The following is a 13952-nucleotide window of genomic DNA, read 5'->3' as shown; positions in this document are numbered from 1 at the left end:
CGTCTACTGAAAACGCTTTGACTTCTGTACGCCACGTCCACGCGGTTAGCGCCGCATCGAGAGAGGGATGACATGTCCACCGCCACGCAATCGCGCGCGAGCGCTGCTGCACGGCTAGAACGCCTGCCGTTCTCCGGGTATCACCGCACCATTTTCATCATCATTGCCGTTGCGTTTTTCTTCGATTCGGTGGACCTCGGCACGATGACCTTCGTGCTCGGTTCGATCAAGACGGAGTTCGGTTTGTCGACCGCGACTGCGGGCCTCGTTGCAAGCGCAAGCTTCTTCGGCATGGTGCTCGGCGCGGCCGTCGCGGGCTTGCTTGCGGACCGCTTCGGACGCCGGCCCGTGTTCCAGTGGAGCATGGTGCTGTGGGGACTGGCGTCGTACCTGTGCTCGACGGCGCATTCCGTCGATGCGTTGATCTTCTATCGCGTGCTGCTTGGTATCGGCATGGGAATGGAGTTTCCTATCGCGCAGACGTTGCTCTCCGAGTTCGTGCCGACGGCTTCACGCGGCAGGCTGATTGCGTTGATGGATGGCTTCTGGCCGCTGGGATTCATCGCGTCGGGCGTGGTGTCGTACTTCGTGTTGCCGCAGTTTGGCTGGCGCACCGAGTTTGCGTTGCTCGCAATACCCGCGGTGTTCGTGCTGATCGTGCGGCGCGTGGTGCCCGAGTCGCCGCGATGGCTCGAACATCACGGACGTATCGAAGAAGCGGATCGCGTGCTCGATGAAGTCGAGGCGAAGGTCATGAGGGCTAGCGGCTTGCGTGCGTTGCCTGCGCCTTCGATGCTGGCGGAACCGCCTGTCAGGAAGGGATCTGGAGCGTTTCGTGAGATCTGGAGTGCGGCATACAGGCGTCGCACGATCATGGTTTGGGCGCTTTGGTTCTTTGCGTTGCTTGGCTTCTATGGATTGACGTCGTGGCTCGGCGCGTTGATGCAACAGGCCGGTTTTGCCGTCACGAAGTCCGTGCTTTATACGGTGCTGATCTCGCTTGGCGGCGTGCCGGGTTTCTTGTGTGCGGCGTGGCTCGTGGAACGGTGGGGACGCAAGCCGACTTGCATTGCATCACTTTTGGGTAGCGGGTTGATGGCGTACTTGTATGGCCAGACCGCGTTGCATGCCGAAACGCCGACGCTCCTGATCTGCGCGGGACTTGCCATGCAGTTCTTCCTCTTCGCGATGTGGGCCGTGCTTTATACCTATACGCCAGAGTTGTATGGGACCGGCGCGCGCGCGACGGGGTCGGGGTTTGCATCGGCGATCGGGCGTGTCGGGTCGTTGATCGGGCCTTATGTCGTTGGCGTCGTGTTGCCGGTCTTCGGACAGGGCGGAGTCTTTTCGCTGGGCGCCGCCTGTTTTGTGGTGGCGGCGTCGGCGGTTTGGATTCTTGGGATCGAGACGCGCGGGCTCGCGCTGGAGACGCTGGTTTCGGAGGCGGAGGTGGTGGAAGGGAGCGGGGTGCTGGTTTCGGCTCGGGAGTGAGGGATCGCGGCGTGGCCCACACCGATGATCCCGAAGGCCGATGGTACGATGTAAAAAAACGAACATCTCACTTCAAAACGAAAATCGGCGAGAGACGGGACAAAGCCAGCGTATGACACGTTTATTCTTGCCCGGACCCAAGCGGCAACCAGTCCCGCGCCATGTTGTTCGATCGACCTCGCGCGCGGGATTTCCCCGATGAACAAGCATCCCGCGCAGCCTGACATGCAGGCAATCACGCCGCCCGATCGCGCGACGCTCCTTCGCGAAATCGACCGGACCGCGTGCTGGGATATCGTGGTGATCGGCGGCGGCGCGAGCGGTCTAGGCACGGCTGTCGATGCCGCGTCGCGCGGCTATCGCACCTTGCTGCTCGAAGCGCGGGACTTCGCGAAGGGCACGTCGAGTAAGGCGACCAAGCTCGTGCACGGCGGCGTGCGTTATCTCGCGCAAGGCAACATCCCGCTCGTGCGCGAGGCTTTGCATGAACGAGGGCTGCTTGCACGCAATGCGCCGCATCTGGTGAACGCGCTGGGTTTCGTCGTGCCCGCTTACCGCTTAACCGACAAGCTGTTCTACGGCGCCGGCTTGAAGGTCTACGACTGGCTTGCGGGCGCATTGAATCTCGCGCCGAGTCGTGGTCTCGGTCTGCGCGAAACGCACGACAAGGCGCCCATGCTCGCCGGCAATCTGCAGGGCCGCGCGCTCCGTGGCGGCACGCTCTACTATGACGGCCAGTTCGACGACGCGCGCCTCGCCATTGCACTCGCGCGCACGGTTTTCGATCTCGGCGGCATCGCACTGAACAATGCGGCAGTGCGCGGTATCGAGGTGGATCGCGCGGACAGGACGCATCGGATTGCCTTCGAAGACACCGAAACGGGCGATGCCTTCTCAGTGCGCGCCCGCTGCGTGGTCAACGCAACCGGCGTCTGGGTGGATGCCATTCGCGCAATGGACGATCCCCGCGCGCGTCCCATCGTGGCGCCGAGTCAGGGCGTGCATCTCACGTTGCCCGGCCGCTTCCTCAAAAGCGATAACGCCATTCTCGTGCCGAAGACGAAAGACGGCCGTGTGCTGTTCGTGGTGCCGTGGCATGGGCAGACTATCGTCGGCACGACGGATACACCGCAGAGCGACGTGCCGCTCGAACCGCGTGCAAGCGACGCGGAGATCGACTTCATCCTGAGTTCGGCGGCAGATTATCTCTCGCTCAAACCGACGCGCGACGATGTCTTGAGCGTGTGGGCCGGCCTGCGTCCGCTCGTGAAGGGCGATAGCGGCGCGTCGACGGCGGCGCTGTCGCGCGAGCATACGATCGAATCGAGTTCCACCGGAATGATCACGGTGACGGGCGGCAAGTGGACGACGTATCGACTGATGGCGGAACAAGTGGTCGATCTGGCCATTGCAAACGGTCTGTTGGCGGCTGCGCCATGCCGCACGCGCTCGTTGCCCTTGCATGGCGCAACGGGCGTGCAAAGCGGGTACTACGGTTCGGATGCGGGGATCATTGAACGATTGCCGGGCGCGGACACGTTGCTCGTCGAAGCAGGCGGCCTGACCGAAGCGCAAACGCGTTTCGCGGTGCGCGCGGAGCTGGCGCGTTCGGTCGAAGACGTGCTTGCGCGCCGTAATCGCGCGCTCTTTCTGGATGCCGCCGCAGCACGTGCGGCGGCGCCCGAAGTGGCGCGCATCATGGCTCAGGAACTCGGCCGCGACGCTGCGTGGCAGTCCGCGCAAGTTGCCAGTTTCGAAGCCTTCGCCCGAAACTGGACCTTGCGTTGATGCGCTGAAGTGAGCGTCAGAACGCGTGCCGCATGCCGATCATCGCGATGAACTGCGACGGCCCGGACGACGGCGTGGTGTTCTGCGAATCGCCGACCACCGCGACTGCATCCGAAATTCTCACACGGCCCGCGCCATTTGCGATCAAAGACTGACCGCTCGCGTGCTGATAAGCCTGCAACGCGTAGAACGTGGTGCGCGCGGACAAAGCATACGTCTGCTCCAGCGAAATCTGTTGATAACGCGCCGGGTCATTCACGCCGTTCGACTTGCTGGCCCGTGTGTAGCTGTAGCCCGCCGCTGCGGCGAAAGCAGGCGTGAAACGATACGACGCAATCGCGCCGTACGAGTTGAACACGGCTTCGTCCGAGAACAATGAGTGCGCGCCCGGTGCGTATTGCACGTTCGAATAGTTCAGACCCACCATCAGGTCCTTGAGCGTGTAGCGCGCGGCAGCGGCGATCATCTGCACGCCGCCCGACGTGGCGTAGCCGTTGTTGATCGGCGAATTGTTGGCGAAGCTGCCGATGGCGCTGCTCGTCGCGACGTCTTTGAGGTGCACATAACCCGCCGCGATCGAGACGGGCTTGAAGTCGTAGCGCAACGCCGCGCTGAGGTTGGAGCCGCTCGCAATGCTGCCGGCTTCGCCGCCGAGCCCGGCTTGTGCGGCGAGCGTCAGACCCGCGACGTTTGGCGAGACATACGAGACCGAGTTATTGAAGCGCAGTGTGGTGTCGAGCGCATCGACATCGCCGGGATGTGCGCCGGTCGCGCCCGTGAGCGCGCTGGTCGGACCGAGCGCACCGACGAGATTGAAGTAGGGCGTGTATTGCCGCCCGAGCGTCAGCGTGCCGTAACGGTCGTTGGAGAGACCGGCATAGGCTTGTCGATTGAACATGCCCGCGGAGCTTGCCGCTGCGCCGTTCAGGGAATTGAAGCCGCTCTCCAGACGAAACACGGCTTTTGTGCCGCCGCCGAGATCTTCCGCGCCCAGCAGGCCAAACTTGCTCGCCTGCAAACTGCCTTGCGACATATACACGTTCGACGAGCCGCGCTGATTGCTGGCATAGGCGAAGGCATTATCGACTACGCCGTACAACGTGACGCTGCTCTGCGCTGCCGCCGATGCGGACACGACCGCCGCTGCGAGCGGCAGACACGCGATGGCAAGCGCGCGCGTGGATTGAAGCTTTGAGACTTGCATTGCTACTTCGGTCCTTCAGTTCAAAAGTGTTGATCAAATGTTGATGTTCAAGGTCAGATGTAGCCAACCCTGTTCGGTGCGCTCACTGATCACCGTGCCATTCGTGCATGAAGCACGGCGCGCGTCGGAAGCGGGCACGCTGATGCGCACTTCGTTCTGCGAGCGCGGCATGTTACCTGCTCGTTCGACGGCGATTCGCAACGTTTCGTGGTCGCTGTGTATTCGCACGCGCCAGCGGCCTTGTTCGCCGCGACGCCCTTCGCTTTAGCCGTCACATTTATTTCATTCGGTACGGCGACGGGAACGCTTCGGAATACGAATGGGCTGCGATCGTAATAATTGAGATGAAGACGAGGCACTAGGGAAAACCATGCGTCGGATGCAAAGGTCGCCGCCGGTTATCGAGCCGAAGAGTTCGGCTCGGAGGAGGTTTCTCTGGAAATGCTCAGATGCGCGAGGTGGCGGAGTCGCTCGTCACGTCACTTTTCGCACGCTCGACCAGTTCCTTCTGCAACCAGCCGCTGTCGCGCGCGCGCTTGCCGTTCGCCACGAAGTACGGCGTCTCGACGCGTGGCAAGGCTTCGCGCCCGCGAATGCGATCCGCGATCTTTTCCGCGAGCATGATGGTCGGCGCGTTGAGATTGCCCGTCGTGATCTGCGGCATGATCGACGCATCCACTACGCGCAAGCCTTCCATGCCGTGCACGCGTCCTTCGGCATCGACCACGGCCATATCGTCGTAACCCATCTTGCACGAGCACGACGGGTGATATGCGGTCTCCGCTTTCGCGCGGATGAAGGCATCCAGATCCCGGTCGCTCATGCGCTTTGCGCCGGGATTCAACTCGCGTCCGCGATACTTGCTGAGCGCCGGCTGCTGCATGATTTCGCGCGTGATGCGAAGCGCATCGCGGAACTCGCGCCAGTCGAGCGGATCGGCCATGTAGTTGAAGAGGATGCCCGGATGCGCGTGCGGGTCGCGTGACGTGAGCTTGACGCGTCCACGGCTGGGCGATCGCATCGACCCGACATGCGCCTGAAACCCATGCATCTCGATGGCGTTCGAACCGTTGTAATTGATCGCCACCGGCAGAAAGTGATACTGGATGTTCGGCCACGGATCGTCATCGCGCGTGCGGATGAAACCGCCCGCCTCGAACTGATTGCTCGCGCCTATGCCCGTGCCCTTCAGAAGCCATTCGAGCCCAATAGCAGGCTGATTACGCAGTTGCAGCGCAGGATAAAGCGAGACCGGCTCCTTGCATTCGTATTGCATGTACATCTCGAGGTGATCCTGCAGATTCTCACCGACTCCCGGCAGATCGTGCACCACGGGAATCTCGAGTTCCCTGAGCCAGCTCGAACGCCCGACACCGGAACGCTGCAGCAATTGCGGCGAAGCAATGGCGCCGCTGCATATGAGCACTTCACGCCGCGCATGCGCGCGCACGCGTTGCGCGCCATGCAGATAAGCCACGCCAGACGCGCGCTTGCCCGCGAACAACACACGGTCAGTAGTTGCATGCGTAACTATCGTGAGATTGCCGCGATGCTTCGCGTGATCCAGATAACCACGCGCCGTGCTCGCGCGCCTTCCGTTCGGCGTGACGGTACGATCCATCGGTCCAAAGCCTTCTTGCCGATAGCCGTTGAGATCGTCCGTACGCGGATAACCCGCCTGCACGCCTGCTTCGACCATCGCCGCGAAGAGTGGATTGTTGCCGGGTTTGCTGGTCGTGACATAAACGGGACCGTCGCCACCGTGATAATCGTTCGCACCGATATCGCGTGTCTCCGCTTTGCGGAAATACGGCAGACAGTCGAGATAGCTCCAGTTTGCAAGACCCGGCCGCGTGGCCCAGTTGTCGTAGTCGAGCGCATTGCCGCGTATGTAGCACATGCCGTTGATGAGCGACGATCCGCCGAGTCCCTTGCCGCGTCCGCATTCCATGCGACGATCGTTCATATGCGGTTCGGGCTCGGTTTCATACGCCCAGTTGTAGCGCCGCCCTTGCAGCGGATACGCAAGCGCCGCCGGCATCTGCGTGCGAAAGTCGAAGCGATAATCCGGGCCGCCCGCTTCGAGCAGCAGCACCGTCACGTCCTCGTCTTCGGTAAGACGCGAGGCAAGCACGTTGCCCGCCGATCCCGCGCCCACGATGATGTAGTCGTATTCCATCGCGCTCATCGAAAGCTCCTTAAAACACGGGCTGATAAGGCCCGAGCTCGACCTGCACGGACTTGATGCGCGTGTAGGCATTGAGCGTCACGATGCCGTTTTCGCGCCCCACGCCCGATTGCTTGTAGCCGCCCACGGGCATTTCCGCGGGCGATTCGCCCCATGTGTTGATCCAGCAGATACCCGCTTGCAACCGATGAATCACGCGATGCGCACGCGATATGTTCTCCGTGACCACGCCCGCCGCAAGTCCGTATTCGGTATCGTTTGCGCGCGCGATGACTTCGTCTTCGTCGTCGAAGGCAAGAATGCTCATCACCGGTCCGAAGATTTCCTCGCGCACGATACGCATGTCGTCGCGGCAATCGGCAAACACGGTCGGTGCGACATACTGGCCGCGCGCGAATGCACCATCGCTCATGCGCGCGCCGCCGGCGATGAGTCGCGCGCCTTCGCGCTTGCCGCTTTCGATAAAGCCGAGCACTTTATGCAGTTGCGCCGCGCTTGCAAGCGGGCCGAAGTTGGTGAGCGGATCATCCGGCGCGCCAATGCGAATGCGCTTTACGCGCTCCAGCACCAGCGCTTCGAAGCGTTCGATCACGCCGCGCTCGACGAACACGCGCGTGCCGTTCGTGCATACCTGTCCCGAGCTAAAGAAGTTCGCGCTCATGGCAATGTCGGCGGCGCGTTCGAGATTGGCGTCGTGAAATACGATGAGCGGCGACTTGCCACCCAGTTCCATCGTCACTTCCTTGAGCGTCGAGCCGCCCGCATGCGCCATGACCTTCTTGCCGGTTTGCACCCCGCCCGTGAACGATATCTTCTCGATACCCGCATGTTCCGCGAGCATGGCACCCACGCGGCCATCGCCTTGAACCACATTGAAGACGCCGGCGGGCACGCCCGCTTCGGTATAAATCTCCGCGAGCTTCAGCGCGGTGAGTGGCGTGATCTCGCTTGGCTTGAAGATCATCGCGTTGCCGGCCGCGAGCGCGGGCGCAGACTTCCAGCAAGCTATCTGGATCGGATAATTCCATGCGCCGATGCCCGCGCACACGCCAAGCGGCTCGCGTCGCGTATAGATGAACGACGATTCGCGCAGCGGTATCTGCGTGCCTTCGATGGCCGTCGCGAGTCCCGCGTAATACTCGATCACATCCGCGCCGGTGACGATATCCACGGCGCGCGTCTCCGCAATCGGCTTGCCGGTGTCGCGCGTTTCGAGCGCGGCGAGTTCGTCGTTGCGCGCGCGTAGCAGGTCGACGGTGCGTCGCAGGATGCGGGAGCGCTGCATCGCGGTCATGGCGGCCCATTCGCGTTGCCCTTCGTGTGCTGCGTGCACGGCGCGATCGACATCCGCTTGCGACGCCTGCTGCACATGCGCGATGGATTCACCGGTGGCGGGATCGAGCGTGACGAAGGTTTCGCCGCTCGTGGCATCGACGTATGCGCCGCCGATGTAAAGGCGTTGCTCTTCCAAGTCGTGCTCCTTTGAGGATGGAGGGTTTTAGCCGCGCGCTTCGAGCACCAGGTCGATGTAGTCGTAAGCGAGGCGCAACGCCGACTTCGTATCGAACGGTTCGCCTGCAAGCGCGCCGCGCAGCCAGAGACCGTCGATAAGCGCGGCAAGACCGCTGGCCGCACGGCGCGCGGCGGGCTTCGTCAAGGCGCGCGAGAAGTCCGCGCATAGATTCGAATAGAGTCGCCGCGTGTTGACACGCTGCAAACGCCGCAACTCGGGCTTGTGCATGCTTTCGGACCAGAACGCGAGCCATGTCTTCATGGCGGGGCCGTTCACCTGTTCGACATCGAAATTCGCGGCGACCACTGCGCGCAACTTCGCACGCGGCTCGGCTTTCGCGGCCTTGCGGCGACGCGACGTGGCCTGCCAGAGATTGCGCAGCACATGACGCATGGTGGCTTCAAGCAGCCCGTCCTTGTCGCCGAAATAGTGACTGACGATTCCCGTCGATGTACTCGCGCGCTGCGCCACCGAGGTGAGCGTCGCACCGCCGAGGCCCGCTTCGTCGATGGTCTGCAAGGTCGCGTCGATGAGTTGCGCGCGACGAATCTCGCGCATTCCGAGTTTGGGCATTGGTCGCTTCTGCTGTCAGTTCGATTCGATGTTAGGCGTTTTTATATTGAACGGTCAATCAATAAAAACCGCCGAGGAACGTCATGTCGGTTTGAGTCAAACCCGCGTCGCATTGGAGATCGGTCGTGCGCGACTAGCGGCGCTACGCTCGACGAACGGGCGCGATGAACCGTGACGGTGCATCGCGCGAGCCGTCCACGAGACATGGAGACGATCAATGAGCAGCAATCGCGGCGTCGTATATCTGGGGCAGGGCAAGGTGGAAGTGCAGTCCATCGACTATCCGAAGATGGTCGATCCACGCGGGCGCGACATCGGCCACGGCGTCATTCTTCGCGTAGTCAGTACCAATATCTGCGGCTCGGATCAGCATATGGTGCGCGGCCGCACGACGGCGGAAGTCGGCCTCGTGCTCGGGCACGAGATCACGGGCGAAGTGATCGAAATCGGCCGCGATGTGGAGACGCTTGCCATTGGCGATCTCGTTTCGGTGCCGTTCAACGTGGCATGCGGGCGCTGCCCGACCTGCAAGGCGCAACATACGGGCGTGTGTTTGAACGTGAACCCGTCGCGTGCTGGCGGCGCGTATGGTTATGTCGATATGGGCGGCTGGATAGGCGGCCAGGCGGAATACGTGATGGTGCCGTATGCCGATTTCAATCTGCTGAAGTTTCCGGACAAGGCACAGGCCATGTCGAAGATACGCGACCTCACGTGTCTCTCCGACATCTTGCCGACGGGTTATCACGGCGCGGTGATGGCGGGCGTGAAGCCGGGTGCGACGGTCTATATCGCGGGCGCGGGACCGGTTGGAATGGCGGCGGCGGCATCGGCGCGCATCTTGGGCGCGGCGTGCACCATCGTCGGCGACATGAACGAAGAGCGCCTGGCGCACGCGCGCAAGATGGGTTTCGAGACCATCGATCTCTCGAAGGACGCGACGCTCGGCGAGCAGATCGAGCAGATTCTCGGTAAGCCGGAAGTGGATTGCGCGGTCGATTGCGTGGGCTTCGAGGCACACGGTCACGGCAGCGGCAGCGGCGAGGAAGCGCCGGCCACCGTGCTCAATTCGCTGATGGAGATCACGAAGGCAGCGGGCGCCATTGGCATTCCCGGCCTCTATGTCACCGATGACCCCGGCGCCGCCGATGCCGCCGCGCGCAAGGGCAGTCTCAGCATTCGCTTCGGCCTTGGCTGGGCGAAGTCGCATTCGTTCCACACGGGACAGACGCCGGTGATGAAGTACAACCGCAATCTGATGCAGGCCATCTTGTGGGATCGTTTGCCGATTGCGGATATCGTCAACGTGTCCGTGATTTCGCTCGATGAAGCGCCCGAAGGCTACAGAAAGTTCGATGGCGGCGCGCCGAGGAAGTTCGTGCTCGATCCGCACGGATTGTTGAAAGCGGCGTAATCGGCCTGGAATGAAGAGAGCCGTTGGCTGTTGCAAGCCAACGGCTCTTTTTGTTCGAACCGATATCAGGCAACCAGCGCCGAAGGTGCAACCGCCGCAAGTGAAGGCGCTTGCTTGCGGCGTTCGCGCGTGGGCGCGGTTCCGAAGGCATCGCGATAACTCTTCGAGAAGTGGCACGCCGACTGGAAGCCGCAAGCCATGGTGATATGCATGATCGACATATCGGTTTGCAGCAGCAGTTCGCGCGCGCGCCGCAGACGCAGCGTGAGATAGTAGTGCGTCGGCGTCATGCCGAGATGCTCGCGAAAGAGCCGCTGCAATTGCCGTTGCGACATGCCGGCAAGGCGCGCCAGTTCCTCGCGCGACAGCGGCTCCTCGATGTTGTTCTCCATGAGCGAGATCACTTCGAAGAGCGACTTGTTGGCCGATCCGAGTCGTGCAACGAGCGGCATGCGCTGCTGCGCGCTCGTATCGCGTACATGTTCGACGATGAATTGCTCGGCGATCTGCGTCACGCGCGCCGTACCCACGCGGGATGCGATGAGATTGAGCATCATGTCGAGCGGCGCGACGCCGCCGGTACACGTGACGCGATCGCGGTCGATCACGAACAGTTCCTTCAGGAAGCGCGTGTCGGGAAACTCTTCCTTGAGCGCCGACATGTTCTCCCAGTGGATGGCGCACGCATAGCCCGCGAGTAAGCCCGCACGAGCCAGTGCATAAGTGCCGGTGCAGAGGCTGCCGAGCACGCTGCCCATGCGGGCGAAGCGGCGCAGCGCGGCGAGATGTGCGGGCGTGGTCGCGCGCTGCACATCGATGCCGCCGACCACGAACACGATATCGGGTTGTCCCACGCATTCCACCGGACCTGTATCGACGGACAAGCCGTTGCTCGCGGTGACGGGACCGCCATCGGGACTCACGATCGACCAGCGATACAACGGCTGCCCCGTCAGATAGTTCGCCATGCGCAGGACTTCGATCGCGTTGGTGAAAGCGATCATGGTGAAGTTGGGAAGCGGCATGAAAGCGAAGTGCGACAGCGACGCCGTGCGATCGGGGGACATGTGAGGGATGATTCCTTCGAATCTATTGTTTGACGCCGTCAGATGCGGCGCTTTGCCACTTTTGCATTTTGGTTTCGTTTGCAACTACCATGCCATCAGGCTAAACCCTGAGCCTCGCGAGGCATCGTGCATGCTTCATATAGACGCGATTTCCTCGCCGACCCTCCACGAGCAAGGGCGCGCACCTTCGAAGCGCACGGGCGTTCCGCGACAGTGCAGCGGCGCACCGAATAAATCGCTACACCGAAATCCATCGGGCCACTTGTCGAAAAAAGACGCGCATGTCGGAAAAGGCCAAGAACACGTCTAAATTCGTAAATTGACCGGCAGGACGAAAGTCAAGAATAGACGCAACGATTACGGCCGCGACGGCAAACGGAAAAGTATCCGAAGAGCCACCCGCACCGCCGTCGAACGACCGTCACACTTGACCCACGGACCTGCCAATGTCGAACTCGAATCCCTTCTTCGAAGCCCCGCTTGCATCCAGCGACGCTTCGGTGCGCGGCGCGATCCTGAAAGAACTGGAGCGCCAGCAATCGCAAATCGAACTGATCGCGTCGGAAAACATCGTGTCGCGCGCCGTACTGGAAGCGCAAGGCTCGGTGCTCACGAACAAGTACGCGGAAGGGTATCCGGGCAAGCGCTATTACGGCGGCTGTGAATTCGTCGATGAAGTCGAGGCGCTCGCCATCGATCGCATCAAGCAGCTCTTCAACGCGAAGTTCGCCAACGTGCAGCCGCATTCGGGCGCGCAGGCCAACGGCGCCGTGATGCTTGCGCTCGCCAAACCCGGCGACACCATTCTCGGCATGTCGCTCGATGCGGGCGGTCACCTCACGCATGGCGCGAAGCCCGCGCTTTCGGGCAAGTGGTTCAACGCGGTGCAATACGGTGTGAACCGCGACACCATGCTGATCGATTACGAGCAGATCGAGGAACTCGCGAAGCAACACAAGCCGTCATTGCTGATCGCGGGATTCTCGGCGTATCCGCGCAAGCTGGACTTCGCGCGTCTGCGCAAGATCGCCGATAGCGTCGATGCGAAGCTCATGGTCGATATGGCGCATATCGCGGGCATCATCGCGGCGGGGCGTCACGATAACCCCGTGGATCATGCGCACGTGGTCACGTCCACCACGCACAAGACCTTGCGCGGTCCGCGCGGCGGTTTCATCCTCACGAACGACGAAGACATCGCCAAGAAGATCAACTCGGCCGTGTTCCCCGGCCTGCAAGGCGGCCCGCTGATGCATGTGATAGCAGGCAAGGCGGTGGCCTTCGGCGAAGCGCTGCGGCCGGACTTCAAGACGTACATCGACAACGTGCTCGCAAATGCGCAAGCGCTCGGCGAAGTGCTCAAGAAAGGCGGCGTCGATCTCGTCACCGGCGGCACGGACAACCATCTGCTGCTCGTCGATCTGCGCCCGAAAGGCCTCAAGGGCAATCAGGTCGAGCATGCGCTGGAACGCGCGGGCATCACCTGCAACAAGAACGGCATTCCCTTCGATACCGAAAAGCCGACCGTCACCTCGGGCATTCGCTTAGGCACGCCGGCAGGCACGACGCGCGGCTTCGGCGTCAACGAGTTCCGCGAGACCGGCCGCCTGATTCTCGAAGTCTTCGAATCGCTGCGCGAGCATCCGGAAGGCGATCCGCAAACCGAACAACGCGTGCGCCGCGAGATCTTCGCGCTGTGCGAACGCTTCCCCATCTACTAAGCACACGGAGTTATAAACGATGAGCACTCTGCACGACAACAGCATCATCATCGACGGCCTGAACATCTCCAAGTTCGAGCGCTCCGTGTTCGAGGACATGCGCAAAGGTAACGTCACCGCGGTGAACTGCACGGTTTCGGTCTGGGAAGACTTCCAGAAGACGATCGACAACATCGCCGAGATGAAGCAACAGATTCGCGAGTACAGCGAGATTCTCACGCTCGTGCGCACGACCGACGACATCCTGCGCGCGAAGAAGGAAAACAAGACAGGCATCATCTTCGGCTTCCAGAACTCGTATGCGTTCGAGGACAACCTCGGCTATATCGAAGTGTTCAAGGAGCTCGGCGTGAACGTGGTGCAACTCTGCTACAACACGCAGAACCTGGTCGGCACGGGCTGCTATGAACCGGACGGCGGACTCTCGGGTTATGGCAAGGAAGTGATCCACGAGATGAATCGCGTCGGCATCATGGTCGATCTTTCCCACGTGGGCGCGAAGACTTCTTCCGATGCCATCGCCTGCTCGAAGAAGCCTGTCACGTACTCGCACTGCTGTCCCTCAGGACTCAAGGACCATCCGCGCAACAAGACCGACGATCAGCTGAGAGAGATCGCGGACGCCAACGGCTTCGTCGGCGTGACCATGTTCTCGCCGTTCCTGAAGAAAGGCCCGGACGCGACCGTCGACGATTATCTCGAAGCCATCGATTACGTGATCAACGTGATCGGCGAAGACAAGGTGGGCATCGGCACGGACTTCACGCAAGGCTACAGCACCGAGTTCTTCGACTGGATCACGCACGACAAGGGCCGTTATCGCCGTCTGACGAACTTCGGCAAGGTCGTGAATCCGGAAGGCATTCGCACGATCGGCGAGTTCCCGAACCTCACGGCCGCGATGGAAAAAGCGGGCTGGGGCGAGACGCGTATCAAGAAGGTGATGGGCGAGAACTGGATGCGCTTCTTCGGCGAAGTTTGGAGCGTCTGACT

At 61.7% G+C, this 13952-nt stretch carries 11 protein-coding genes; 5 read left to right on the top strand and 6 right to left on the bottom strand.

The annotated features are described in order from the left end of the window. Positions 1-72 precede the first annotated feature (72 nt). A complete protein-coding gene (locus tag QCE79_RS30315) occupies positions 73-1491 on the top strand; it encodes an MFS transporter (protein WP_244829029.1) in 1419 nt (472 codons plus the stop codon). A 198-nt stretch (positions 1492-1689) separates the two neighbouring features. Continuing rightward, positions 1690-3279, top strand: a complete 1590-nt coding sequence (locus QCE79_RS30310; protein ID WP_250466417.1) for a glycerol-3-phosphate dehydrogenase/oxidase — start codon at positions 1690-1692, stop codon at positions 3277-3279. A gap of 16 nt (positions 3280-3295) precedes the next feature. Here the strand turns inward: QCE79_RS30310 and QCE79_RS30305 are convergent, their stop codons facing one another. The 5 genes from QCE79_RS30305 to betI all read right to left on the bottom strand — a co-directional run bounded on the left by QCE79_RS30305 (position 3296) and on the right by betI (position 8757). Continuing rightward, positions 3296-4483, bottom strand: a complete 1188-nt coding sequence (locus tag QCE79_RS30305; RefSeq protein ID WP_309850235.1) for a porin — start codon at positions 4481-4483, stop codon at positions 3296-3298. 33 nt (positions 4484-4516) lie between these two features. Beyond that, complete coding sequence (locus QCE79_RS30300) at positions 4517-4654, bottom strand: hypothetical protein (protein WP_244829032.1); 138 nt, start codon at positions 4652-4654, stop codon at positions 4517-4519. A 274-nt stretch (positions 4655-4928) separates the two neighbouring features. Next, positions 4929-6671: a choline dehydrogenase gene (betA, locus tag QCE79_RS30295; protein ID WP_309850232.1), complete on the bottom strand. Its 1743-nt coding sequence runs from the start codon at positions 6669-6671 to the stop codon at positions 4929-4931. Between the two features lie 10 nt (positions 6672-6681). Further along, entirely contained in the window at positions 6682-8142 is a 1461-nt protein-coding gene (gene betB / locus QCE79_RS30290) for a betaine-aldehyde dehydrogenase (RefSeq protein WP_309850230.1), read from the bottom strand. Positions 8143-8169: 27 nt separating this feature from the next. After that, positions 8170-8757: a transcriptional regulator BetI gene (gene betI / locus QCE79_RS30285; protein WP_309850228.1), complete on the bottom strand. Its 588-nt coding sequence runs from the start codon at positions 8755-8757 to the stop codon at positions 8170-8172. 217 nt (positions 8758-8974) lie between these two features. Here betI and fdhA point away from each other — a divergent pair, with 217 nt between their 5' ends. Beyond that, positions 8975-10171, top strand: a complete 1197-nt coding sequence (fdhA, locus tag QCE79_RS30280) for a formaldehyde dehydrogenase, glutathione-independent (RefSeq protein ID WP_244829036.1) — start codon at positions 8975-8977, stop codon at positions 10169-10171. Between the two features lie 65 nt (positions 10172-10236). Here fdhA and QCE79_RS30275 read toward each other — a convergent pair whose 3' ends face one another. Then, complete coding sequence (locus tag QCE79_RS30275; protein ID WP_244829037.1) at positions 10237-11238, bottom strand: GlxA family transcriptional regulator; 1002 nt, start codon at positions 11236-11238, stop codon at positions 10237-10239. Positions 11239-11684: 446 nt separating this feature from the next. Between QCE79_RS30275 and QCE79_RS30270 the strand changes: the two genes are divergently transcribed. Both QCE79_RS30270 and QCE79_RS30265 read left to right on the top strand, forming a co-directional pair. Next, positions 11685-12959, top strand: a complete 1275-nt coding sequence (locus QCE79_RS30270) for a serine hydroxymethyltransferase (RefSeq protein WP_309850224.1) — start codon at positions 11685-11687, stop codon at positions 12957-12959. Positions 12960-12978: 19 nt separating this feature from the next. Continuing rightward, positions 12979-13950 (top strand): dipeptidase, encoded by a 972-nt coding sequence (locus QCE79_RS30265; protein WP_250493044.1) that lies wholly within the window; start codon positions 12979-12981, stop codon positions 13948-13950. The last annotated feature ends 2 nt before the right edge of the window (positions 13951-13952 follow it).

The sequence above is a fragment of the Caballeronia sp. LZ003 genome (assembly GCF_031451465.1).
Classification (GTDB): domain Bacteria; phylum Pseudomonadota; class Gammaproteobacteria; order Burkholderiales; family Burkholderiaceae; genus Caballeronia.
This window is presented reverse-complemented; position numbering and strand designations above follow the sequence as displayed.